A 25,349-nucleotide genomic window follows, 5' to 3' on the forward strand; every position below is an offset into this window, starting at 1 on the left:
AATAAAGGAAATCTTTTGAGATGTTTGTCACGAATAAAGCTATTTATGTTACCAATATCATTTCGAGTGTGCACACTATCTAACTGTTTTTTCAGGATATAAAAAACAACATGTAAGTTATGTAAATTGCCGATGCTACTAAGTAACATTATGGTAAAAAAAGTAAAAATGAGCGATTTTTGATAGAATAAAGCATGAGAAAAGGTGATATTTGACATTATCAGAAGCTGCGAATTCGGATTTTGCTCTAATCAAATGAGAGAAATGTAAAATGAAGCCACGAAATATTAATAATAGCCTACCACTGCAACCATTAGTTCCTGATCAGGAGAACAAAAATAAGAAAAATGAAGAGAAATACGTGAATCCAGTTAAAATTACGATGAGGTCTGGTTTAAATTATATTGAACAAGATTTTCTTGGAGGAAAATATCTAACACATGATTTGTCAATAAAGATAGCGGATATTTCTGAAGAAATAATTCAGCAAGCAATATTATCGGCTATGAGCATATATAAATTTCCGATAACAGATGATTTAATGAGTATGGCTACAAATGAACTCATAAAACTGGCCAAAATAGAGAATAATTTAGACCTGAATAAATTCTCTACTATATGTACCGACGTTCTATCCCCCCTCGTCACCAGACATAATAAAGAAAAAAAACCAGACGACTTACTACCCTTCGCAAAAATCCCTTTTTTAATTTTCATCGAAAAAATGGAAATTGATAATATGAATCCAGGCCATGCACATTAAGGCATTTATGAAATGTCGTAATTAAGATAACTAATAAGGTGAATATTAGCAAAACAACTAATGACATTATTGGTTTATAGTGGTCAGTATTTTTACTAATAATGAACAAATATACCCATAAGCAATGCAAGCTTAAAACTCATAATTCAAAAAGATAAATGCAAATAAAAATTAATGAGTCAATCAATAATAATTTAGCATCACGAAACACATCACAGAGGAATATTATGAGCACAGATACACTTGAAATATTCAATAACAGTGATGAATGGGCAAGTCAACTAAAACACGCATTATCGCAAGGAGAAAATCTGGCATTACTACATGGATTGACTCCTGATATCCTTGATAGAATATATGCATATGCATTCGACTACCATGAAAAAGGTAATATAACGGACGCAGAAATTTATTATAAATTTCTGTGCATTTATGCGTTCGAAAATCATGAATATCTAAAAGGTTTTGCATCAGTATGCCAGTCAAAAAAGAAATATCAACAAGCATATGACCTTTACAAACTAAGTTACAATTACTCCCCGTATGATGACTATTCAGTTATTTATCGTATGGGTCAATGTCAAATTGGGGCTAAAAATATCGATAACGCAATGCAATGTTTCTATCATATTATTAACAATTGTGAGGATGAAAGTGTTAAGAGCAAAGCGCAGGCATATATTGAACTCTTAACCGATAATTTAGAAGATAATGGCTAAGCATTACAAGCATTTGGTTAAAATTGCTGGTTATAGTGCAGTTAACCACTATGACCAGCTTCTCTTATGTTTTCTTAAATCAACATCTTAAAACAGTTAAGAACACACTATAAATTACTATTTTTCAACGCGTTAGAGAACAATCTATTTTATCAAAATTGAATAAGGCTATTTCAGATTACATCACTGAATTCCTAAGATAAATTAGTGAACACAACCATAGATATGTCGAATGTAAACTCCTGTAGCATTAATGACACATAAATATGAATAGCCACAATTTCTATTGCTTATGCAGGATGCAAGAAACCAATTTTTTCATAGAGGTTAACTAATGGACTTAGAAAATAAATTCTCATATCATTTTCTTGAGGGATTAACGCTCACGGAAGATGGAATTCTTACTCAAGGAAATGAGCAGATTTATATTCCACCGAAAGAGTTAGGAGTATTGATCGTATTACTTGAATCCGCTGGTCATGTTGTCCTGAAAGATATGATCATCGAATCAGTATGGAAAAATATTATTGTAAGTGACGAGTCCCTGACAAGATGTATCTATTCTTTGCGCTGCATTTTTGAAAAAATTGGCTATGATCGTTGCATAGAAACAATCTACCGGAAAGGTTATCGTTTCAGTGGACAGGTTTTCAAAACTAAAATAAATGAAGATAACACTTCAGACTATTCCATAGCTATATTTCCTTTCACCACTTCATTGAATACCCTGGATCCATTAATACTTAATCAGGAATTAGTGCAAAACATTTCGGATAAAAAAATCGATGGCCTCTATACCTATCCGATGGCTGCGACAAATTTTTGTAATGATCACATATCGCAAAATTCATTTTTGAGAAGATTCAAGCCAGATTATTTCGTTACAGGAAGAATAAACCAGAATAACGCGGTGAAAACTTTATACATTGAACTGATCGACGCTAAAAATCTTTTCCTCATCGCCAGTAATCATCTTCCTGTTGATGAACTACATAACACATCACAATTTATTATAGATAATATCCTTCAAACGGCACATAATCCAGAGCGTTCTGTAAGATTAGCTAAACCGGACCAAGGTTACAAGAATCATTATTTATCAGATGAACTGTTGGCTGGTAAGAAAGAACTTTACGAGTTTACTCCTGAAAGCATTTACAGGGCTATGGCTATATTTGATGGATTACAAAATAAAAGTGATATACAGACGCTAAAAATAGAATGTTATTGTCTGCTAGCGGAATGCCATATGTCTTTGGCACTTCATGGAAAGTATGAACTTGAACTTGCTGCTCAAAAAGCATTAGAGCTTTTACATTATGTATCAGACATAACCAATGTCGATGGAAAAATTTTAGCTATTATGGGACTGATAACTGGTCTGTCTGGACAAGCAAAAGTATCTCATATCTTATTTGAACAGGCTAAGATACACACAACTGATATAGCCTCTCTCTACTACTATAGAGCACTTGTCAATTTTCATAATGAAAGAATTGAAGAGGCAAGGATTTGTATAGACAAATCACTACAACTCGAACCCAGAAGACGAAAAGCAGTTGTGATAAAAGAGTGTGTAGATATGTATGTACCTAACCCGCTCAAAAGCAACATGAAACTCTACTATAAAGAAACTTCGAGTGAAAGCCATCGAGTGATAATTGACAACATTTTGAAACTAAAGCAACTAACGAGAATTTGTATGCGATAAATCTTTATTGTCGCAATTTTATTGTTTAGATGTATGCAACTGGTTATGTAAACAACAGAGATGAAAACATCTAAGATAATTACCTTATTGCAATATATATCAAATACTCTAGATTAAAAAGTATTGTGTATAGGCTATTGGCCTGGACAAATAAAAAGGGAACTTTATGACTAATCCAATCAATATGAATAATTTTTCTCAAAGTTTAAATATAGCAACCGCAACGGGTGATGAAGTCGTTTCATTAGATAAACACATCACCACCAGTGCTACTGATACAGATCAAATACAAGCATTTATAGTTTCAACATGGATGGCATCATTTCAAAATGATATGTATTCGAAAGATAATCCTATCTCTCCTTACTATGAACTGGAATGGTAGATAATTGACCACTTAAATGATTAACGAGATACTGAATATATTAGTATCTCGTTCCTTTCCTTCAATCCTACACATAAAAATATATGCGCTTACCCAAAGTTAAAATCTTATCCATCTTCATGTTTTCTATATTAATTACAAAAATGTCTTTCGCCAGTAGCGCTTGCTTTAATGAAGCAGGATCAATTTTCAGAATCGAACCAAATTTGATCAAAGCTATCGCTCTTGTTGAAAGTAATTTAAAAAATGATAGCATCGGCAAGAATAGGGATAAGAAAAACAATATAAAGAGTTTTGATTATGGTTTAATGCAGATAAACCAGATGCACATTCCCATGTTAAAAAAACGTGGAATAATAAAAGATGAACGAGATTTGTTAGATAACCCCTGTCTGAACATTAAAATAGGGACCGAGATTTTATATAATCATTTTTCACGTTGTGGGGTAACGTGGCAATGTCTGGGGACATATAACGCGGGTTTTGCAATGGAAAACCAAAAAAAGAGGCTGCAATATGCAAAAAAAATATATGTTGTATATACCAGACTTAATGAAATAGACAAGCGTAAGGCTTTAGCAAAATGAGCCTAAAGCCTCTTTTTTTATATAGTGCAAACACCCATACGTAAAGCTGTTTTGATCAACTCGATACCACTGTGAACATCTAATTTCTTCATGATATTGAGTCTATGAGTTTCGACTGTTTTCCTGCTTAACTGCAAGAAATTAGCGATTTCTTTGTTTGTTTTTCCATCAGCTATGAGTTGTAGTATTTCAGACTCACGATTTGTAAGTTGATTATCAGAGGAATATCTTGAAGATATTTTTTCACAATCCATATGTACACTATCAAAATAAGTGTAACCATTACTAATCGAATCAATAGCGCGATTTAGTTTCGCCGGGTGACTGGTTTTCCATACGCATCCTTTCGCACCGGCTTCAAGCAATTTTATTGAATCAATATACGGCATTTTTGCTACAAATGTAATAATATGAGCATCTATTTTATGCGATTTAACCCATTTTATGAGTTCGGACCCCATCATTCCACCTGCAAATTCTCCTAAAATAAATATTTGGGCTGCAGATTTGTTACACTCCGCTATAGCTTTCTTCAGATCTTTATAGCCCCCAACAACCTCATATAAATCGGGATAATGTCCGAGAAATCCAATTATCCCATCAATCATAAACGGCTGCTGATCTGAAACTACAATTTTAATCTTTCCCATATATTCATCCTGAGTGTAAATGCAATAACGCATTCATTTATAATCATCCCTTCCATTATTATTATAAGCAAAATCCAAAGAACACATTGATGAAATAATAATGAAATATAATTAAAAATAAAATTTTCGCGTAAGCAGAATAACACCAGTGTTGAAAAATCATTAGGCGTTTAAAATATTAGAATTAGATTATATTCAAGTTATTAAACCGGAGACAGTGATCTATAAGTCCTCTGGGTTCGTCAAATCAGAATTATTCATAGCCAAAGAATCTATTTCACACATTCTTTCAACTAAATAATGTCTGGCATGTTCACAGATTTCATTAACCTTGTCAGGGGAAAAACAGTGATTGCTAATTAAATATTGCTCACAATTATCCACAAATTCCTGCGGACTAAATTCAGCAATAAATTGATCTGTAAAAAAAATAAAACGTTTGTCATCATGATATGAAATATGGACATTCCATATTGACTTGTCGACAAAATATGACTCTACTTCAATAGACTTATCTTTGAAACTGGTAGGTATATAGAGATTTAAAGGGCCTGATATTGACGGTAATTTTGTTACCCAACTTTCAAAAATTTTGATAAAAACTTCAACTTCCTCTGAAGATTTTAACAATATGCTCTTCAGATCGTTTATCATGTTTACTCTGTTTTTTTCTAATTCTGAGCTCAGCAAACTTATCAAGGGTATAAAATTATCCATCACATCAATAATGCCTTTCGCATAGCCATCATAATAACCTTGAATAATTTTTTCTTCTCTCTTATCCTCAATACTCTGAATTTTTGCGGTGGTTTCAAGAAGGATCTGTTCTTTTAGAGAAACTATTTCTTTCAATCCATCAGAAATTATTCTTTTAATCACAACACCATTTGCAGGAGAGTTTATCAAGCTCATCTCTATTTTTTTTCGCATAAAATGTAATTCTCTCCAAAAGAGTAGACGCAACTGGTAACGGCAATTGTATGTGGTCAACAAAATCAGGAAATAATAAATTAAATCGTTGCTGCATTGCCAACGGTTGTTGCCTTACATAGGGCAACAACGTTGAAAAACCACATGTGATGATATTCTGATAGTTAACGATGCCAGGTTTATATCGTGCCTTTTCATTTATTTCCACCGGTATCGCTGATAAATAATTCCTTAGCACATCAGGAACCTTGTAAAAAAATCCGCGTTCTGCAAACCTTTCTCGATAAAAGTGACAACCACTGAGTAAACAGATCAATGGAAATAATTTCCAATTGTTTATGTAGTAAATAAGTGAACTATTCAGACTAAAATGCTCAACTGAAAGATTGTACTGTAGGAGTATCATTTCATTGGTAATAGATCTAAGTACCGGATTGCTAATACGTGCATTATTCCAACTTACTCGTTGAGGATGAATATAACTAATTGGATCATATATAATCTTTCTTAGGGCAAGATTCATAACGTTCTCATATGTCTACTTATTTTTTAACCTGATTAAATTAGTTAGAATAGCCCTGTACTTCCATAACAGCCAGCAAGTCGCAATGGACATTAATGCAAGTAAGATAGAAACCGGCATAGTCTTATCATAAGCAAAAATAGGTTCGTTAATTTCATATGTTGGTGCTTGTTCAATAATATCTCTTCGTTTTGACAATACGACTGAAATATTCTCATATTGTACGCTTGCAAAGCTATTAACAATAAATCTTTTAATGTCATTTATTTTTATTTCTGGATTGATATCTTTTTCATATACAGCAAGTACAGAAATATGAATTGGTAAAGCAGTTTTGCCACTATCACCTGTATCAACATCGTAACTAACATGTACTCTTGAAGAAACAATGCCATCCATAATTTTGAGAGATTGCTCCAAACGCTGTTCAATAGCAGAATACAATCTTGCTTTTTCCGCTCGTGGAGAGGAAACGAGTGCATCTGCAGGAAACATCTGCGATATTTGAATATCAGGCTTACCCGGGAGATTGTAGATTTTTAGCCAATCCACCGCAGAAGCAAAATCCGTTGGTTCTACATAGATTGAAAATCCAATTTTGCCTTGATCCTTCTTCTCAGCATTAATATTATGTCTTTGTAAAACAGCAAGGACATCATTAGCTTGCTGTTGATCAAGATGGTTCAGTAATTCCTGCTGCTTGCAACCGCACAACAGCAGGATAAACAAGAATAATGATATATATTTCATGAGCGAGTCAACGTCTCAACTGCAGCGACAATTTTTCTTGCTAATGTTCCCACCAATGAAACCTCGACATTATAATTAAGCACATGATCCTGCAAGACTAATAATTTTTCAGGAGTTAACCCCTTTTTATCAGACCTTAATGCTTGTAACGCATTTTGCTGCCAATTTTCAGTTTGTACCGCATAGTTAGCAAAAGCGGAGATCATTTTATCATCCGGGTTATCAAGATTGAGAACCCGGTCATTTAAATCAATAACTTTCGCTTGCTGTATTTCATGAGCAGCTGATTGCTCAGCTCTATCAATAGGTGGCATATTGCTTACTGACATAATAAAATCCTTATCCAGTTTAGCGGAAGTTTTGTATGATTGCCGAATCAAGATCTTTATACGCTTTTACAACGTTAGATTGCGCATTTCGATATAATGTATACTCAGCTAATGCACTCTGATATTCGGCAAGGAATTTCGGGTCGGAAGGATTGGTTGCTAAATCCTCCAACGCTTTTTCAACTTGCTGGTTCAGATCATCAACCCCCTGATCAAATTGTTTGCTGATATCCATAATATAACCATTCCAATCTGCCATAAGTCCTCCTCAATTATTCCTGAAATGTCCACTTGCTACCTTGAGACTTCTCGAATCGATTATCTCCGTAGCTAAATGAACTGTTATTTGTGTCCTGATTTTTCAAATTCACATTAAATCTTACATATTGTTTACCCCATTGTTTATAATATTCGTCGACATAATTATTAATTTTATTTAATTCACTGTCGCTTAACGTACCAATGATATTGAAATATACATTGTTAGCTGTTTTATATTTTTCATAAGAAAGACCTATTGCCGACAATGTTTCAATTGCCTGACTTTCCAATACATTATCATCTAATACCGCAATACTTATATTGCTGGCATATGGCATAGTTTGCAGTAATCCTTTAATAAGATTATCGATTAGTTGCTGTGTGATAGCATTCCGTTGCTTACTCACTGTCAGTCTTGGATTACTGGCATCTAATAGCTGTAGTTTAAAATATTGTAGATCTGGGAAATTATCAGCAAGCCATGAAAAAATTCGTATCGATTCATCATCAGGATTTATCACCCGTACTGGTTTTCCTGGTTGATTTTTTTCCAATGCTTGTTTGACCCAGACAGCTTCATCCAAACTATTGGTATTGATATAGATGACATGATCCCTACCATATAAAATTTCATAATTTCTATTTTTGTTTACAAGAATTTTATCGATATGTCTCAGCTGCGGATCATTACTGGCATTAACAATATAAAAAGCTATAAAAATGATAGCAAAAAGAAAAAATAGCGTTACATATTTAAACAGCGTACTACTAAAGAAATGTTGCCTTGTTGAAGTAATGTTATTTTCAACAATACCTGGTATTGAATACTGCCAAACTTCATTTTTTCCTTTTACAGCAAATTTGAGGCCTAAAACTTCTATTTGCTGATTCAATGTTAACGTTCTATCTTCAGGTTCTTGTGCTGTTAATTCTCTGATTGTTACAACCAGATCAGGGTCGGTAGTGATTATTACCTCAAAACTGCCTGTAAGCTCTCCATAAGGAATGACTATCGTATTCTCTGGTAACTCAGAAAAAGAATCACTTCTTCCTAACGAAACATCATTACCAACGATAACGAGTACACGCCCATTAAGTATTTCATACTCGCATCCATTCAATGGTCCGCTCAATAAACGAATGGCATAAGATTCCAATAAGTCTTGTGATAAGAATTTATCATTATTTTCCATGAATACCACCCGCTAATTCCATAAGCTCTAGTTTAGAGTAGTGTAACAAGACGGAAATTTCATGATCAAATTATGATGACACACAATAAAAAGATTATAATTTTCGAGAGCCATTTTAAATGGCTACATACATAACTTTATTTGCAATTTAAGGTATACACCCTATTCCCTCATTGATATGCAAATATAACAATTACCATTATTTTAAATTTTACACGTAATATTTACCCTAAATGATTTTAGAGTGCAGGTTGGCATATGCAAGTCTTTTCCAGTGATGTCTACTTCACTGTAGGCACTAATGCATTATTAGCATCCCAAAAGGAATATTACAGCGATTTGGTTGCGTTGGTTGATCTTGGACATTCGTTCGTTGTTATTGATGAGCACCAACATCGAAATCTCAAACCAAATACAGAACCTGTAAACACCCTTTTGAGCAACAATTTCATCAGGATCAATAAGAATATTACATTATCTGATTTAACGCATTTCCTGGTTTCGAATCTTCATACACAAAATGTGTATTCCACTCAAGAACCACTTACCCATGATGAGATAGATATCCTGCGGTTATGTGTTTCTTATTCGTTAAAACAAATAGCCATTATCAAAGGAATTGATTATAAAACAGTATCATATCACAAAATAAGATCCCTAAATAAACTTAACATAAAAGGTACTGTTGAGTTGTTTATAGCACTCTGTGAATGGGATAAACATTATTTTAAACTCCAATCTTGCATAAGAGAAAGTTGATATGTCATTAGTAAGATATAATAGTAAAATCATAATAACTGTCGCGCTGATATCGTTGCTCTCTGCATGCACCAGAGAAAATTCATTAAAGGATACTCAGAATAAAAGAAGTGGCGAATCTCAAGCGATAGTAGATGCAAGACAGTTCTTTAGCGAACACCCGGAATATATATCATCAGCAGAACTAGAGCAGAAGCTATATCGCGAATTTGCACAGGTTACTACTGTTCCAGCTTATAAAGAGATGAGTATGTATCAATTGCTTGTCATTTCGCAAGATCGTTTAACTCATTAAATAAGAATCTACACGCTTTTTGCGTGTAGATTCTTATAAATTTCTGACTATGATAGATGTTTAATTTTTTAAATTATTGTCTTTATTCTCGCTTTTTGTGTCTTCACCTTCTTTGAATTTATCTTCTGAGGGGAGCAGTTCATCTGGAACAGGTTGTCCAGCATTCTCCACATCTTCAAGCCACAGCAGAAGACGCAAGATCTCATCTATATTTTCGAAGCTAACATAATCGTAGCGACGATGGGTAGCATAAATTTTTCGTGCTAATTTTTTATCTGTAATAATTGGTATTCCGATTTCCTTTGCATATTTCCTTACGGCTAATGCTACCTCATTAGTTTCTCTTACAGAAATCAATGGGATAGGTGACAGATGTGGCTTAAAGTATATCCCTATGGCAATGTGCGTAGGGTTGGCTATCATCAGACGGCTATTACTGACATCAGATTTCAATTGCTCTGACAGAATTTCTTGATGGCGCTCTCTGCGTTTAGACTTAATTTCTGGATTTCCTTCTTGTTCCTTGTATTCTCTTTTAACTTCTTGTTTATCCATTTTCATATCTTTCATAAATAAAAAATACTCAGCGATAAAATCAAATATTAGAACAATTATCATACTGCCGAGACAATATAGTATGAGAAGGAATAGCATCTCTCCCCAATCTGATAATAAAGAAATGATATCTCCATCAAGAGTTTTAAAAAGCAGTGATTTATGGTTAGTCCAAAATACTTTGATCGCCAATGCAAAAAAAATAATATAAAGTATTGCTTTAACAAATTCTTTTACGGTTTTTAAGCCAAATATACGTTTTAAGCCATTTACTGGATTTAATGAATCAAACTTAAACTTAATAGCTTCAGTTGCTAATTGCATTTTACTTTGAAACCATGAGACAAGTATTGTTGTAAACATGCAAACCAGCAAAAAAGGAATGATCGTTTTCAACCAACCTATCCCCATAGCTTTAAAATAGTCCCAAATATCCGGTTTAGCGTTATGATCAAGGATGTATTCAAGAATCGACATAATGTGATGCACATCAAATACATATCCGAGATATAAAGTACCCACAAGCATTATTACAGAGACTGTTAAGTCTCTACTTTTTAGAATTTGCCCTTTTTTAGAAGCATCCTGGAGTTTCTTTTGTGTTGGCTTTTCAGTTTTATTTGCCATGAAACACTCTATTTATCAATGTATAATTGCAATTGTTCTGGGAAAAAGGATAACGGCATAACTCGTTCAGCCAGTATTGGGCCAAAATAAATAATTAATATTAAAAATGCCAGCGCACTTTTGACAGTCAGTGAGATGGCAAAAGCATTTAGTTGTGAAGCATAGCGTGCCAGCAATCCCAGGACAGCTTCACCGCCCAGCATAACCGCAATCACGGGGCTTGCGTAAACGATAGTATGAGTCATTATATTATTAATATATGAGAATAAAGGCTCTAATTTAGGAAAATTAAAATTTCCTGAAGGCCATAAGTTATAACTTTGCCATAGAGTCTCCAGAATAAAGTTCAATCCACCGTTAGTAAGATAAACTGCTGCAGAGAAAAGGTTAAATAATCTTGCTAATTCCGATGTATCGACACCTGTAGCCGGATCCAAAGTACTACTTAACGTTGCACCACGTTGGTTATCGATAAAGCTGCCTATAGCAAGGAAAATCCAAAATGGGGATGCTAATAAGCAAGCAATAAACAGCCCTATGATAATTTCTCTGGCAGCTAACAAAGCGATATCTATTTCATTTAAGGTCGATAATTCATAGTGGTAATGCTGAACTAATGCACATGATACCACTATTATTATTGGGTGACGAACTACTGTTGGTATATTCCCACTGGCGAAAAATGGTAACAAATAGAAAGTTGGCGCCAATCGGCAAAAACCGAGCGCTGTAGCAGCCAGCAGACTATGCAACTGATAGAGTATCGCCTCCCCCATGCTATCCTCTCGCGAATGCTAAATTCAGCATTTCAATACCAAAAGAGTATAATTTTTCACCGTACCATCCGCTCATTAAAAAAAAGCAAATACTTACGCATAATAATTTGACGCCAAATGGCAACGTCTGTTCTTGCAACTGTGTTACCGTTTGAAAAAGCCCTACCAATAAACCAACAAATGTCGCAACTGCAATAGGTCCTGCAGACATAACTAAAATCAGATACAGCGCCCTATTCCCCGCAAAAACAATGTCGTCCATATTTTTTCCTCAGGGATTAATGGATAGATCAAAATATTGTAAAATGAGACCTTTCGATAACATTGTCCAACCGTCCATCGCGACAAACAGAATTAATTTTATCGGTGTAGATATGGTTACCGGACTCATCATCATCATACCTAACGTTAACAGAACGCTGGATATAACCAGATCCACTACAACAAAGGGTAAATAGATATAGAAACCTATAATAAATGCACTTTTTATCTCACTCAACGCATATGCCGGGAGTAACGAGAAAATTGAAATATTATCATCATCGATTATCTCTTCATTGTCTTCAGAACTATTCACCTTCTGAATCTTTTCAAAAAAGCTAACCAACTCCGGTTCAGAATATTTTATCAAATATGATTTATAACCACTCATGCCTGTCTCAACAAAATTAACAACCGACGCTACATTATTGAATGAAAGATTCTCATTCTGACTGTTATTATATATTTCCTTCCCAACCGGCATCATTACGAACATTGACAATAGCAAAGCCACCCCATTAAGAGTCATATTTGATGGCACTTGCTGAAGTCCCAAAGCGTTTCGTACAATAACAAAAACAATCGAGAATTTAATAAAACATGTCCCGGATGCTATTATAAACGGTAATAGTGTAAATAATGATAATATCGCTATCAGCGAAATGCTATTTGACATTATTATTCCCTGATAACCAAGAATGAATTTCTACGCCCAATTTATCATCCACTTCAACAAGTTCGCCATAGCCAGTTAGCGCGCCATTTACACGTATCTCTATATTTTTCTCAGCTTCAGGAAGCAAAGGTATAATTCTTTTTGCACAGAGATCGTCTATTTCATATAGATTCATTATTTTCTTTCCAAGAACAAACTCAATTTTTACAGGCAAGTCTTCAAAACTATTAATCTGCTGATAGTCATTTTCATCATTAATCTCGATTTCGCTTTTTTTGATATCAAAGTCATCTGTTTCAAAATCTTCCTCGTACTCAAAATGATCAGCCATTTTTAACTCCTCTGGATAAATCAGATCACAAATCTTTGTATTATAAATAACCGCATAAGCAAAATTATCTGAAATTAATAAAACATCACCAACTTCAATATCAACAATGGTTCTATAACATGATTTACTAAATCCAATTACAAAATGAATGGGCCAATATAATGTTTTTTTGTCTAGTGTTGGAGCGTTTTCGTATTGGCAGACCGTGACTTTATCTAACCAAACATTTAATTCCCCTGTCCATATTCTTATTAGTGGTTGAGCTGGACTCAATACTCCATCAAATACTTTACCGACACACAAACGATTATATTTTAGTTCAGGATACTTTAGATTTAACGGGGTACTAGATAAACTGAGCCATTCCACTATTAACCTTTCCGTTTCTGGCATTAAAGCCATCCCAGCGAGCTCGGCAGAAATTAAGGGAAATAACTCTCGAAGTAACACCCATCCAGACCAGCTGCCGCTCTCTTCTGCTATCGGTAGCCATTTGGCGCTAAATTCGGGCATTAATAACGCAACATCTTCACCCTTTTCTTTCCAGTTTAGAAAAGTGGTTTCAAAGGAATGAGTGTTTCCATTTACTTTTCTCAGACCGAACATTAACTTTCGTCCTTCTGATCGTTTTCGAATTTACCTTCATTTTCTTGCTCATCATGAGGCTGATGTCGTTGCCCTTGTCGTTCATCTTGCTCAGTCAATACCCAACGTTGTGCTGTAACATCATTGTGTTGGGCTTCATGGAGTCTGTCGGAGACAATCGTGTCTGATGGTTTTAGTCGTATCCCTTCACTACTTTCCAGAATCCGAACTGTATGATTCTGTCCCCAACGCTGAAACTGATATGTCAATTCATTTTCGGGTACATTGGCACTATTAACAGAATTATTTATATCATTCTGATTGAGCGTATGAACATTCCTTTGCTTTTCGATATGTTGAGTAAACATGATTTTGTTATCAGCAAACCTTCTTTCGTTAGTAATATCTAATAAATGGGCCTGCTCTCCATTTTTTTTGTCTCCATCGCGATATTTTTTTTCACGCTCTTTATTATTACTGTGGTTTTGAACCGTGATGTTTTCTGTATGGATACCATTATGGATTTCCCCCTTAAATTGTATCGCTTTATCAGATAGTTCAGAATTAACACCCTGATATCGTGAAGTCATATTGAGGACTTTCTTTGTAGAAAGTTGCTCTATTCCATTTGTTTGCAAAGAAAAAGATGAATTCCTGTCAACCTGGAGAGACGATTTGTTATCAATAGACTTCATTTGCCCATTCTTTTTCCCAAACGTAGGGAATTGGCTATCCTGAGCCTGACGTAATAACTGGAGAATGGATCCAGCAACAATCTCACTCATTTCTTTATTTTTTTTGTTTTTCTTTAAGAAACTGTCTAAATCCGCAGCAGAATTCTCGGATGTGTCTGTATTTAAATTTTTATAATGTTCAATTTTCTTGACTTCGTCCATTATATTTTTCCTCCTGTTCAAGCTCATCTTGATAAAGCATCTGATTTAAAAGTTGTTTTTTGATGCGCTTCTTTAGTCGATCGTACTTTTCTCCTTTTAGCCACCAGTGTTTTCTTTGTGCTTGCTGTTGAACTATTTCCTTGTTAAGTATTTTTCGCCGCTCTGCTATTTTTTGCTTTTCAAGATTTATCTCAGCGATCTGCTGCTGAATGACTGCAACTTTACGTAACGAGTAAAATATATCCTGTCGAAATACAACTTCGCCGAGTAACTCTTTCATATCTAACAGTGACTGCAGGTTTTTAAGTTGCATATCATACAGGCGTTCCTTTTCGGCTAACTTTTCTTTTTCTGCATTTAACTTTTGTAATGATGCTTCACATGCAGCCAGGCTCTGCGCTGTTCTTCTTATAAGTCGATTAACTTTACTTAACAATTCGTTCAAGCTCTTTTAGCGTTTCACTCATTGGCATTTTTTCATTAACTGACTGTTTCAACCAATTTGTGAGTTTAGGCCGTGCATTCATAGCAAAATCATTTTCAGCATTTTGCCCAGCTCGATATTCCCCTAAATCAATAAACACCTGTAGATCTTCCAAAGTTGTGAGGATCTTCCTTACCCGTGCAGCATTATCTCTGTGTTTTTCATCAGTGACCTGACCAAATACTCGACTCACACTTTTTAGAACATCTATTGCCGGATAATGACCTTGCCCAGCGAGTTTGCGACTTAGATAGATATGGCCATCAAGGATTGAGCGAATTTCATCCCCCAGTGGGTCTGATTCATCCTCCCCCTCCAGTAATACGGTATAAAAGGCAGTAATACTTCCTTTTAGTGTTGGTCCCGGCCTCTCCAGTAAGCGAGGCAAACTGTCAAAAACAGAAGCAGGATAACCACGTCTGGCAGGTGGTTCACCCGCTGCCAGTTTCATATCACGTAGTGCTCGTGCATACCGCGTCATTGAGTCGATAAAAAGTACAACTCTCTTTCCTCGATCTCTAAAATACTCTGCCACGGTTGTCGCCATCAGGGCGGCATTACACCGATCTACTGACGAAAAATCAGAGGTGGCATAAACCAAAACACATTTTGCTGCATTTACTGATTTTTTCAGCGATTCCGCGCATTCCGTAACTTCCCTTCCACGTTCACCAATCAAGCCAATAACAAACACATCAGCTTCAGTGTTGTTTACAAGCATATGCATTAAAACCGTTTTGCCACAGCCAGCCGATGCGAAAATCCCAACACGTTGACCAATGCCACATGTCAGTACGCCATCAATGACTCTTATCCGTGTCTCTAGTGGTGTATTAATAACTCGACGTTCCTGATACGACGGTGGCAGTTCATCAATCAGGCGTAAATTTCCCCTTTCGCCTGGAGTGTCCGGGACAAACCTTTCCATAATTTGACCAGAAGCATTCAAAACTGAACCAAGAAAGGCATCACTGATCTGTATGGTTAACTGCTCTCCCGTTGGTTTCAAAACTGCAGTACGTGTAAGCCCCACAGAGCTGCCTATAAGGTTTAATAATGTCTTTCCATTGCGAAAGCCAACGACCTGAGCCCTGGCTATACGTTCATTTGCTTGCCAGCTCGCATAAATTTCGCATACTTCGCCCACTGAAACGTCGTCAAGCTCTGCTTCAATCAGCGAGCCGTTTATGCTATGTAAGTAGCTGTATTTATTTAATAGTTTTAATTTTTTCATACCAGCATGCTCCATATCGCAAGACATTATCCTAAATAGTTTTCAGAATATTAACGGGAACATTTTCCGTTAGTTCCCCGTACGAAAGTACTTCGAGGTCTCGATAACTAGATTCAATAAGTTTTTTGATAAAACGACGAATATCCACAGATCCCAGTAAAATAATGTCTTTAATAGGAATATTGATTCCAGAAAGAGCCAGTTTAAAATTATCCAGAATCATCTCAGCTTCGGATGCATCGAGATTAAGAAAAGTACCGCCAGCGGTAGGCCTGACACCATCTCTGATTCTGTCCTCTATTTCAGGCGAAATCACAATTGCTTTAATTTCTCCAGAATATGAAAACTTATGGCAAATGTAGCGACCTAATGCACCTCGTACATGCTCGACGAGTGTAATTATATCTTTCTCTCGTGGGCTCCATAATGCTAAAGCCTCCATAACTAAACGCATATTGCGCACTGAAATTCGCTCCTGGATCAGACGCTGAATTACCTCTGAAATGCGCTGCACGGTTATATATCTTAATATTTCTTTTAATAGATCAGGATACTTCATCTCTAATTGATCAAGAATATATTTAGTTTCTTGTATACCAAAATACTCATTAATATTATGCGCCAGACATACAGATAAATGATTGTACATTTCATCCATGGCCGTGCGAGTATAACAGCCAATTTTTGTTAATTTTTGGGCATCACTTTTTGTAACCCAATAATATTGTTCACCATTACTATTTACGATGACAGGTTTCTTGATCAAAGTCGAAACCACTTCATCTGAATATTCAACCAACAAGACGAGATCATGATAAATTTTAAATTGCGAGGCTCTGACTTCATTTAGCATTAATATGACATCTTCATCATTAAGGCCTTCCCCCTCGCGAATGACAATACCGGGAATACGGATACCATATTCAATAAAAAACTGACTACGAATCCTATCAGCAAGATTGATTTCAGTGTATTTTTTAGCCTGTACACTATTCATAATCAAAACCAAGGGTACCGTTTCGGTAATAACCTGATCAAGTTTATTAATAATACCTAATGAAATATCATCATCCTGATTATAGGGTTCCAACCCAACGGTGATATCTCCCTCAACAACCGTTTCTTCAACCCCTTTCTTTTTGAATTTAAAGTAAAAATAAATTCCTAAGATTACTGCCAAACATAAAAACACAAGAAGGGGAAAACCTGGAAGCAACCCAATACTTAGCGCGAGGACACATGTCACAATAATGACAAAAGAATTACTTAATAACTGGGACATTATATTTTGCCCCATATTATCACTATCGCCATTCACGCGCGTTACGATAAACCCTGCGCTAATAGCAATTAATAAAGCTGGAATTTGAGAAACAAGACCATCACCGACGGTAAGAATTGTGTAGACGGCCAACGCTGTCGAGAAATCCATTCCATTTTGGCCTACTCCTACTGATAGCCCACCGATAATATTAACAAAGATAATAATAATGTTTGCAATAGCATCACCTTTGATAAATTTCATCGCACCATCAAAGGAACCATACAGCTGACTCTCTCGTTCTAATACGCTACGACGTTCTTTTGCTAAATCTGCATCAATGATCCCGGCGCGTAGATCGGCGTCAATACTCATTTGTTTACCTGGCATACCGTCAAGCGAAAAGCGGGCAGCAACTTCAGCCACACGTTCCGAACCTTTAGTAATCACGATAAACTGAACAATAGTAACAATGGAGAAAATAACAAAACCAACTACCAGGCTATCGCCAATAACGAATTCACCAAAACTCGTTATAATTTCTCCGGCGTCCGCCTCAAGAAGTATAAGTCGGCTGGTACTGATCGCCAGCGCCAAACGAAATAACGTTGTGATGAGAAGAATTGATGGGAATGAAGAAAAACTTAAGATCCTATCAACATAGAATGATCCTAAAAATACAAGTATTGCCAATGTTAAGTTCAGCCCAATCAAAAAATCGATTAAGTAGGTGGGCAATGGAATTATGAGCATGGCGATAATCATCACCATTAATCCAAGAATTATTAATTCTGGATGACTCCTTAACCCTATCAAAACTTTGTTAAACATTGAACATTACCTTCTTCCATGGTTTTTTATTTTGTTTTTTATTACTGTTTTGTGTATCAAAGAGCTCTGCTGCAAATGTTACTTTTATTGCCTGTTTACAACACTCCCTAATCTCTAATAATTGTTCATTATTAATAAAAAGTGAAAATGGAAGATTTGTACATCCGCTGTAAATCGCCTTCAGGAGTAACGTTTTGTCTTTATAATTAGCATCTGCGGGTAGGGTTACCAGTGCATTTTTCAGGAGTTCCTCTGCAGTCTCAGGAAATTTTATTAACGATATCAGAAAAAATATCCAATAATCTTCTGCGCTAATAAATTTATTAATTATTGGGTTATTCATTAAAGTTTTCAGAAATAAAGCCTCTGCCGACTGAAGAGACAATAGTTGTGACAACTTATTGAGAAACATACCAAATTCCAATGATGAACAGCTCGCATCAAGTGCATTTATATCTGAGAAAAGCGTCTCTTTGATAAATTTTGTCACCAGCATTCTATTTTGATAGCCATAACTACCAATCCATTCGACATAAGTATCTACAGCATCGTCTTCTGCCATTAAAAACTGTCGATAACTTGCCCTTAGTAATTTTGGATTTAATGACAACGCCTGGCCAAATAACTTTGCTTTTAATGCCGAGTTAATACCGCTATTAATGAATTTTTTAGTAGTCTCTTGATTAACTTTTTTAAGTAATGCTTCAGCGTTTAGCCGCACATTTTCAGATATTTGTTTTTTACGTAAAATTGCACGTAATACAACCACCAGATCGCTTTCATCTGGAAATAATTTTTTAGCAAAGCTATACACTTCATAGTCATGGGTAGTTGCTGCCTTAAGCGCCTCCATGACTTTATCGGTTTTTTCTATTGGCTGATCTTCCAGGACATATTCTTCTCCGTCCAGAAAGTTGGCCAGTTGTTCTTCGTAGATTTTTTTCTTCATAAACTGCGTTAACGCTGCTGACATCTCGTCAGTAGCTTGTAAGAATCGAGCTTCTTTACCGGCGGGATCATCCCCCATTTTAGGCATTTCAGCTTCAATATCTTCATTATCTTCTGTGATAATGTCCTCTAAGCGAGAAACTTCTCTGGCTCTTTCTAATACACCGACATGTTCTACATGAATCGCCATTTCACTATCCTCCGACGACTTCACGATTCAGGTAAGTTTTTATCCATTTCTGCAGTAATTCATCGTTGATTTCTTTATTTTTTGCCATTTGCTGTGTTATTGCTCTGGCGTCAACCGCAGCCTCATTCGCATTATTCATCATGCGCTCATCGATCTCTCTTGGCTCAATAAGAAAGACACGAACGATGTTATTCGCATTTGTTCCTTCATATCCAAATAATTTACCAATAAATGGAATACTGCCTAATATTGGGATCTTGCGACTTTCATAGGTATTCGTATCTCGTGTATATCCACCAATCAAAAGACTTTTCCCTTGAGGCACGCGCGCAATAGTACTTATAAGCGTTCTACCAACCTGAGGCAGATCATCAACATTGGTCTTGTCAGAATTGATTTCATTGCCATCTTCAATATTCAAGAGTAATTCAATTTGATTTCGCGCAGCAAATCGTGGTAGCACGCTAATCATCGTACCATAGGTTACTTCATCCAATTCCGCAGTACGCTCGCCGACTAATTTAGTATAGAAAGTACGGTTATTATCAAATATAGCAGGAATATTCTCCTGTGTTAAAACGACAGGACGAGCAACAACGGCGGCTCTTCTTTTTTGCGCAAGTGCCTGTATTGTTGCAATAAACTGTGTCCCATCCAGGGTACTAATTGAACCTGAATTATTAAATGATGCACTTAGGCTGGATCCAATTTTTATCGTGCCCGACCAGTCAGCTCCTAACTGTTCTAGATCAGTCTTATCAATATCTATTATCCATAAAGATAATTCAATATGTCGCTTTGGAATATCGAGCGTAGCTACTAACTTCTCGATAAAATCAACCTGAGATACTGTTCCTTTAACAAGTAAACTGTTGGTATCAGGATATGCAATAATTTGTATATCGTCAGTCTCTGGCGCTCCAGCTGTCGATATTATTTTCTCTACTTGTAGGTCATCATCTTCTTCAGCACCAGGAAAAGGAGGCATACGTGATACGTTTTTTAGTTGTTGACGACTTGAAATTTCAGAAAGTACGTTAACCCCAGTGCTTTGCTTAATGTTATTATTTAACAATGTCGATAGTACTTTTGCCATGCCAGGAATAACTATCTTTTCGCCACGTAATTCATAAGTCCGATCATTAACGAATGTGTTGACCAGATGAATTATTCCTACTTTATTTCGTCCGATCTCGATGCCATCGCTGTTTTGCTCCATCAATTTTGCAGCATTAACAACCAGGTCAACATAAACCGGTGGCCCCGAAACATAGAAAGTACCATTGCCGCCCCCTTTAATTTCATAACGAGAGTTATACAGACCCGATTTTTTTAAGAAATTATTAAATTCATTCGCCGATACCTTTCTCAGATTAATCAGCGCATTACGCATCTCTGATGAGTCATAGATATAAATAGCTTTGCCATCATCGTACCAAATAAGTCCCATCTGCGCCGACAGGCGTTCAATCAAGGCATAGGGTTCGGTTAAATCAAAATTTCCGCTGATCTGTTTCTTCATGGCAAGCTTACTTACTATTGTAGGCTTACCCACATATGATGAAACCGTTTCAAAAAAACTACGTAGATTTTCTTTATTTGCTACGTATCCATTCGCTGTTGCGGCATATGCACCAGGAGTCAATAATCCATTAAAAATGCATAAGGCTGAAATTAATATAATAGTAATACGTAATTTTATTTTCATAACTTTTTACATAGTTCTCTCGGTGTTTTTCCTAACCGGCTTTTTACTTCGGCTGAAAAGTGTGATGAGGATGAGTAGCCATATTTATGCGCAATAGTTGTCATATCACTGTTTCCTTCAATGATTTCCAACACGGCTCTGGCAACTCTCCAGCCACATAATTCCGTTTTAACTTTACCACCCAATGCATAACTACATAAACGGCGAAAATGTGAATACGATACGCCGTAAAGCTCACCAAGATCATAGAGTGAAGTCTGTATGAGCGATTGCGATAATAAATAGCGAACCAGTTTATAGCATTCTGTTTTTCTTAGATGCTGAAACAGAATTTCATTAATATTATCGCTGCTCAGATAAGTGGCTAAAAACCAGGCTTCACTTGCAACTTTACTGAATAGCACAACTTCTGATGCAAAGGGCAAGGCATCAGCAAACAACTCATGGTGTTCCCTTTCCACACTCCCCGTTGATTCATCAATAAAAGCTAATAATTTACTCAGGATATCAATGCGAAGTGGATGATAAATTACTTTCCCTGCAGTTACCTCAATTTGGCTTCGGTCAATGAGCAGTAATATGTCTTCCACTACCATTAATTTTTGATGGTTATTACCAATCGTAATAACAAGGGTTACATCCTTGTTTTCATTTCCCCGTAAGAACCACATTTCAGGGTCGAGTAGGGTTAACTTCTGTCCTTGAAGCAAAACATTCATTGGAAGTAACAGCCCTTCTTCAATCATGTTTCATCTCCTTATTCCATATTCTCATTCTCCATAAACTTGCAATAAAAACATGATTAAAAAGTGATGATTCCTATTTATAAAATAATGATTTTGTTATGAGCGAATAGCTATCAGCTACTTACAGTAGTAAGTCATCCTGTCCATATACAGAATTGCAACTGTTGATATGTTTTACTTAAACATACCCCGTATTTCTTATAACACTTGTTTGGTGACTATTTTCAATAAAAATCATATTTGTTAGTTACACATTAACGCACTGCGAGTGTTTTGTTACTCCCCGCATATATTTTATTCTCTTTTTCGATTCTATTTTTCTTAATCGTTCATATAATTTTCTTGTTAGTCGGATTTACGAATCATGAGACTTATGATGGATGGAATGAGGCTAAGCGGCCAGGTCAACCCTGTAATTGCTGCAGCAAACAACCGATATGTTACTTTTTCTTCCGAGAAGATAAATATTAAGGTCGATGTCACAACCAGACCTATCAGGTAAGCTAACAGTAATTTATTGATCACTTTTACCTCCCCTTTCGATTTCTCTTTGAGCGGTCCTTTTAATCCAGGACCGCCTCATTATGAAAACTATTTATTTCCCTCATCATTGATAAGGTTGGACATCTCTTTCAACATGAGAGTCATTGAAGCTTTCGACCAATTTAGCGGAATGATAGGGCTTGGCGCTTCATGCAAAGTTCCCGACTTGTGGATATAGTTATAGCTTTCGGGAAGTGCCATTTCAGGTACACTCCTGCCATTTGCACCAATCATATTCTCGCCTGTTATTTGGGCCAATGATCTATTCATAAATTGCACTGAGTCATTCAAATACTCTTCTTTTCTTGATTCTTTATAAACAATTGCTGCTGATTTTGCATACCATGAATCAAAAAACCATTCTGCTTCTGTTGATGGAATGAAGCTCATTTCTCTTTTCGCATGTGAATTTTGATCGGTATCGGTTTTAATATCATTGAACCAAAAATTTGCCGACTGATAATTATCCTTCTCGTATCTTTTTATACCATACGGACCTGCTAGTTTTTTAACTATTTTTAGAACTTGCTCTTTTCTTCTGGTATTTATCTTTGAAAGATTTGCAGGATAAATAACATTAAGTAAAGCCGCATCGGCTTCTCTGTAATGTTTATCTTTTTCCAGATAACCTGGGGATTCTCCCCCTAAATCAAGCTGTAACGTTATTCTTTCATAACCTTTATCTATGAGGTGGTTCAACCTCGTTGTTGAAAGAGGTTCATCCAGTTCATTAGATTTAGCTTCGCGTAGTAAATCAGAGACAAAAACAGAGTCTTTCTTCGAGAGTAAGTTCGACAAACGTTCCAGTCCAGAGGTCACCAGTGCAACGGAAGATGTGTTTAATCTGGCATCTTCTTCCCACGCTCCGGAATCTTCCATAGCATAGAAATTGGCTTTATCCAGATAAGCAATCAGCAGCGCAACCGATTTTAATCGGTCACCTTTTTGCCAATCTTCAGCGTTAATAGTACCAGTGTCGATTGCTTGTATAAGGAGATCAAGATAAAGACCTAACGCATCATTTTGTTTATGGTTCCACAGCTGCGGCTTGCCTTCTTCCTGCACATCTGCCATCACGGGGGAGTTGCTGTCAAATCGGATATGTACAGCATTCATTTGCCCAGGAATACCATCCAGTCGTTTTGGGTTGCTAATGACGTCCTGCATCCGCTTAATCTGGTCGGGCGTAGACATATAATCCCACAGAGTGAGCAGAACCTTTTTTGCGGCTACACTATTTCCCTGATCTGATACTAATGCCATATAGCCCCATAAACTATCCCTCAGCCAGACAGCATCATAGTGGGTTTCTGCCGCTGTTTTGTCATCTTCGAAAGTAGAAGCAAGAATAAACGTTCCCCAGGGTTTCTCCGTCAACGCTAACTTTCGTGTGTTTTCTGTTAATGTTAACAATCCTTGAATTTCGTCTTTGGTATAGTGGCTCTTTATTTCATTTTTTAATTTGGCTGAGTGAATCAGAAGACGATAATTAGGATACTTATCTGGATTTAACGATAAATAACTTTTATCAGTTGCTGCCCCCGTGGAGTTAAGAATGTTAAATACAGATTCACTCGTCACTTCTGCCCCTGTCGCCTGGCATGTGCCGCACGAAAATATACCAGCTAGCAGAAGAGTTAATGTAGATTTCCCTTTCATAAAAGATTCCATCAATCGTTTGTTAAAAGCGTAGATAACCACTTATTTAACAACTTGAAAATAAGGTATTTTACCTGGGTTGTTACAAATGGATTGCATTGCGTAAACGCTTTTATTTACAAAAAATGGGGAAGTATTACGGCGATTGCGAAAAGACTGAAGCGATTGAATTAAGATAATATAGAAAATCAGATACAACAAAAATGGCAGGTTGATGAGGTGAAGATAAATTGGAGCGGGCGAAGGGAATCGAACCCTCGTATAGAGCTTGGGAAGCTCTCGTTCTACCATTGAACTACGCCCGCTTCGAGATGCGTAAGGCATTATAAACCTTACGCTCTCCTTAGCAAGTGCCGCGCTGCTGACTGCTGATTAATTCGCCATCAGCATTTTGGCTTGCTGCCCTGAGGCGGCAAGTAACGTAGCGGATCAATTGCCGTTGCACGGTAACGAATCTGGAAATGCAGGCGAACAGATGCCGCATCAGTGCTCCCCATAGTGGCGATTTTTTGCCCAGCCTTCACGCTTTGCCCATTATTTACCAGCATCGTGTCATTATGAGCGTAAGCCGTAATGTAATCTTCACTGTGTTTAATCATGATGAGATTACCGTAGCCACGCAGCTGGTTGCCCACATACACCACCTTTCCTGCACCCGCGGCGTAAATAGGTGTACCCCGTGGAGCTGAGATATCAATCCCTTTATTGCCGCCATCAGCTGTCGAATACGGCATGATAACTTTCCCTGTCGTTGGCCATAACCAACAACGTTGCCCTACTGGCGGCCAGGAAGATTTCGGTACTGCTGATGACGGTGTAACCGATGCGGTTTTGGTCGTTGATTTGGCGGTTGATTTACGTGTACTGCTACTTTTCGCCCCACCCAGTTTTAGTTTCTGACCAACTTCAATGGTGTAAGGGGGGGAAATGCCGTTCAGTCGCGCCAGCTCTTTTACGCTGGTTCCCGTGGTGCGCGAAATACGATATAGCGTATCCCCCCGTTTCACGGTGTAAACGGAGCCGGAATACGTTCCTGTATCGGATGATTTGCTACCCGAGCAGCCCGCCAAAAGCAGTCCAACCGATAACAACATCACGATACCCAGAGATTTTTTATTCAGGCGTCCCGCACTCAAAATCTTTCCTCGCTTAAAAAACAAGACGCCATATCATAGCAGCCAGC

Annotated in this window: 28 protein-coding genes, 1 tRNA gene and 2 pseudogenes; 7 read left to right on the plus strand and 24 right to left on the minus strand. The window is 36.6% G+C overall.

Features of this window, described 5'->3' with window-relative positions; all coding sequences use genetic code 11:
• The first annotated feature begins 271 nt into the window (after positions 1–271).
• The 5 genes from ACJHX7_RS09240 to ACJHX7_RS09260 all read left to right on the plus strand — a co-directional run bounded on the left by ACJHX7_RS09240 (position 272) and on the right by ACJHX7_RS09260 (position 4,165).
• The gene (locus ACJHX7_RS09240; protein ID WP_077516630.1) at positions 272–763 is read left to right on the plus strand and encodes a hypothetical protein; all 492 of its coding nucleotides are present in this window, start codon (positions 272–274) and stop codon (positions 761–763) included.
• Between the two features lie 227 nt (positions 764–990).
• The gene (locus ACJHX7_RS09245) at positions 991–1,482 is read left to right on the plus strand and encodes a tetratricopeptide repeat protein (RefSeq protein WP_094030030.1); all 492 of its coding nucleotides are present in this window, start codon (positions 991–993) and stop codon (positions 1,480–1,482) included.
• Between the two features lie 334 nt (positions 1,483–1,816).
• Complete coding sequence (gene ygeH / locus ACJHX7_RS09250; RefSeq protein ID WP_077516632.1) at positions 1,817–3,193, plus strand: HilA family transcriptional regulator YgeH; 1,377 nt, start codon at positions 1,817–1,819, stop codon at positions 3,191–3,193.
• A gap of 166 nt (positions 3,194–3,359) precedes the next feature.
• On the plus strand, positions 3,360–3,578 hold the full coding sequence (locus ACJHX7_RS09255; protein ID WP_000184104.1) for a hypothetical protein: 219 nt from the start codon (positions 3,360–3,362) through the stop codon (positions 3,576–3,578).
• An 83-nt stretch (positions 3,579–3,661) separates the two neighbouring features.
• The gene (locus ACJHX7_RS09260) at positions 3,662–4,165 is read left to right on the plus strand and encodes a lytic transglycosylase domain-containing protein (RefSeq protein ID WP_001239198.1); all 504 of its coding nucleotides are present in this window, start codon (positions 3,662–3,664) and stop codon (positions 4,163–4,165) included.
• A 17-nt stretch (positions 4,166–4,182) separates the two neighbouring features.
• On the opposite strand, the gene ACJHX7_RS09265 is transcribed toward ACJHX7_RS09260, so the two are convergent.
• From ACJHX7_RS09265 to ACJHX7_RS09295, 7 genes are all read right to left on the minus strand, one after another.
• Entirely contained in the window at positions 4,183–4,815 is a 633-nt protein-coding gene (locus ACJHX7_RS09265; RefSeq protein WP_000516283.1) for a LuxR C-terminal-related transcriptional regulator, read from the minus strand.
• A 222-nt stretch (positions 4,816–5,037) separates the two neighbouring features.
• A complete protein-coding gene (locus tag ACJHX7_RS09270; protein ID WP_094030031.1) occupies positions 5,038–5,745 on the minus strand; it encodes a hypothetical protein in 708 nt (235 codons plus the stop codon).
• Positions 5,687–6,268, minus strand: a complete 582-nt coding sequence (locus ACJHX7_RS09275; RefSeq protein WP_001571845.1) for a type III secretion apparatus protein OrgA/MxiK — start codon at positions 6,266–6,268, stop codon at positions 5,687–5,689. Before ACJHX7_RS09275 ends, ACJHX7_RS09270 begins: the two co-directional genes overlap by 59 nt.
• Before the next feature lie 15 nt (positions 6,269–6,283).
• Positions 6,284–7,018, minus strand: coding sequence for an EscJ/YscJ/HrcJ family type III secretion inner membrane ring protein (locus tag ACJHX7_RS09280; RefSeq protein WP_000875223.1), 735 nt, complete (start codon positions 7,016–7,018; stop codon positions 6,284–6,286).
• On the minus strand, positions 7,015–7,347 hold the full coding sequence (sctI, locus tag ACJHX7_RS09285) for a type III secretion system inner rod subunit SctI (RefSeq protein WP_000116708.1): 333 nt from the start codon (positions 7,345–7,347) through the stop codon (positions 7,015–7,017). Before sctI ends, ACJHX7_RS09280 begins: the two co-directional genes overlap by 4 nt.
• Before the next feature lie 19 nt (positions 7,348–7,366).
• Complete coding sequence (locus ACJHX7_RS09290) at positions 7,367–7,606, minus strand: type III secretion system needle complex protein (protein WP_000796272.1); 240 nt, start codon at positions 7,604–7,606, stop codon at positions 7,367–7,369.
• Between the two features lie 13 nt (positions 7,607–7,619).
• Positions 7,620–8,801, minus strand: coding sequence for a PrgH/EprH family type III secretion apparatus protein (locus ACJHX7_RS09295; protein ID WP_001305813.1), 1,182 nt, complete (start codon positions 8,799–8,801; stop codon positions 7,620–7,622).
• Between the two features lie 258 nt (positions 8,802–9,059).
• Here ACJHX7_RS09295 and ACJHX7_RS09300 point away from each other — a divergent pair, with 258 nt between their 5' ends.
• Positions 9,060–9,560 (plus strand): helix-turn-helix transcriptional regulator, encoded by a 501-nt coding sequence (locus ACJHX7_RS09300; RefSeq protein ID WP_410231557.1) that lies wholly within the window; start codon positions 9,060–9,062, stop codon positions 9,558–9,560.
• A gap of 1 nt (position 9,561) precedes the next feature.
• On the plus strand, positions 9,562–9,855 hold the full coding sequence (locus ACJHX7_RS09305) for an invasion protein (protein ID WP_000060687.1): 294 nt from the start codon (positions 9,562–9,564) through the stop codon (positions 9,853–9,855).
• Positions 9,856–9,915: 60 nt separating this feature from the next.
• Here ACJHX7_RS09305 and ACJHX7_RS09310 read toward each other — a convergent pair whose 3' ends face one another.
• The 17 genes and pseudogenes from ACJHX7_RS09310 to actS all read right to left on the minus strand — a co-directional run bounded on the left by ACJHX7_RS09310 (position 9,916) and on the right by actS (position 25,302).
• Entirely contained in the window at positions 9,916–11,037 is a 1,122-nt protein-coding gene (locus ACJHX7_RS09310) for an EscU/YscU/HrcU family type III secretion system export apparatus switch protein (protein WP_022646073.1), read from the minus strand.
• 8 nt (positions 11,038–11,045) lie between these two features.
• Entirely contained in the window at positions 11,046–11,813 is a 768-nt protein-coding gene (gene sctT / locus ACJHX7_RS09315; RefSeq protein WP_000503300.1) for a type III secretion system export apparatus subunit SctT, read from the minus strand.
• Between the two features lies 1 nt (position 11,814).
• Positions 11,815–12,075 carry an EscS/YscS/HrcS family type III secretion system export apparatus protein gene (locus tag ACJHX7_RS09320; RefSeq protein ID WP_000341004.1) on the minus strand — a complete coding sequence of 87 codons (261 nt, stop codon included), beginning with the start codon at positions 12,073–12,075 and terminating at the stop codon, positions 11,815–11,817.
• A gap of 9 nt (positions 12,076–12,084) precedes the next feature.
• Positions 12,085–12,750, minus strand: coding sequence for an EscR/YscR/HrcR family type III secretion system export apparatus protein (locus ACJHX7_RS09325; RefSeq protein ID WP_000071534.1), 666 nt, complete (start codon positions 12,748–12,750; stop codon positions 12,085–12,087).
• Positions 12,740–13,727 (minus strand): annotated as a pseudogene (locus ACJHX7_RS09330) (YscQ/HrcQ family type III secretion apparatus protein). Before ACJHX7_RS09330 ends, ACJHX7_RS09325 begins: the two are co-directional and overlap by 11 nt.
• A complete protein-coding gene (locus ACJHX7_RS09335) occupies positions 13,687–14,256 on the minus strand; it encodes a type III secretion system needle length determinant, SpaN/EivJ family (protein WP_122988702.1) in 570 nt (189 codons plus the stop codon). Before ACJHX7_RS09335 ends, ACJHX7_RS09330 begins: the two are co-directional and overlap by 41 nt.
• Positions 14,257–14,331: 75 nt before the next feature.
• A pseudogene (locus ACJHX7_RS09340) lies at positions 14,332–14,562 on the minus strand (type III secretion protein); the annotation flags it as partial.
• A complete protein-coding gene (locus ACJHX7_RS09345) occupies positions 14,540–14,998 on the minus strand; it encodes a hypothetical protein (protein WP_001559743.1) in 459 nt (152 codons plus the stop codon). The pseudogene ACJHX7_RS09340 and the gene ACJHX7_RS09345, both read right to left, overlap by 23 nt.
• A complete protein-coding gene (sctN, locus tag ACJHX7_RS09350) occupies positions 14,988–16,280 on the minus strand; it encodes a type III secretion system ATPase SctN (protein WP_000734317.1) in 1,293 nt (430 codons plus the stop codon). Before sctN ends, ACJHX7_RS09345 begins: the two co-directional genes overlap by 11 nt.
• A 31-nt stretch (positions 16,281–16,311) precedes the next feature.
• Complete coding sequence (locus ACJHX7_RS09355) at positions 16,312–18,372, minus strand: EscV/YscV/HrcV family type III secretion system export apparatus protein (protein WP_089582747.1); 2,061 nt, start codon at positions 18,370–18,372, stop codon at positions 16,312–16,314.
• Complete coding sequence (locus ACJHX7_RS09360) at positions 18,365–19,510, minus strand: YopN/LcrE/InvE/MxiC type III secretion system gatekeeper (RefSeq protein WP_000974417.1); 1,146 nt, start codon at positions 19,508–19,510, stop codon at positions 18,365–18,367. Before ACJHX7_RS09360 ends, ACJHX7_RS09355 begins: the two co-directional genes overlap by 8 nt.
• A 4-nt stretch (positions 19,511–19,514) precedes the next feature.
• Entirely contained in the window at positions 19,515–21,218 is a 1,704-nt protein-coding gene (gene sctC / locus ACJHX7_RS09365) for a type III secretion system outer membrane ring subunit SctC (protein ID WP_089582745.1), read from the minus strand.
• Positions 21,215–21,964 (minus strand): helix-turn-helix domain-containing protein, encoded by a 750-nt coding sequence (locus tag ACJHX7_RS09370; RefSeq protein WP_000568782.1) that lies wholly within the window; start codon positions 21,962–21,964, stop codon positions 21,215–21,217. Before ACJHX7_RS09370 ends, sctC begins: the two co-directional genes overlap by 4 nt.
• A gap of 345 nt (positions 21,965–22,309) precedes the next feature.
• Complete coding sequence (locus ACJHX7_RS09375) at positions 22,310–22,489, minus strand: GhoT/OrtT family toxin (protein WP_016234872.1); 180 nt, start codon at positions 22,487–22,489, stop codon at positions 22,310–22,312.
• Positions 22,490–22,555: 66 nt separating this feature from the next.
• Positions 22,556–24,178, minus strand: coding sequence for a glycoside hydrolase family 15 protein (locus ACJHX7_RS09380; protein WP_122992248.1), 1,623 nt, complete (start codon positions 24,176–24,178; stop codon positions 22,556–22,558).
• A 219-nt stretch (positions 24,179–24,397) separates the two neighbouring features.
• Positions 24,398–24,471 (minus strand) — tRNA-Gly (locus ACJHX7_RS09385).
• A gap of 78 nt (positions 24,472–24,549) precedes the next feature.
• Positions 24,550–25,302 carry an amidase activator ActS gene (actS, locus tag ACJHX7_RS09390; protein WP_001309712.1) on the minus strand — a complete coding sequence of 251 codons (753 nt, stop codon included), beginning with the start codon at positions 25,300–25,302 and terminating at the stop codon, positions 24,550–24,552.
• Between the last annotated feature and the right edge of the window lie 47 nt (positions 25,303–25,349).

Source organism: Escherichia sp. WS1451 (assembly GCF_046487365.1).
In the GTDB taxonomy this organism is placed as follows: Bacteria; Pseudomonadota; Gammaproteobacteria; order Enterobacterales; family Enterobacteriaceae; genus Escherichia; species Escherichia coli.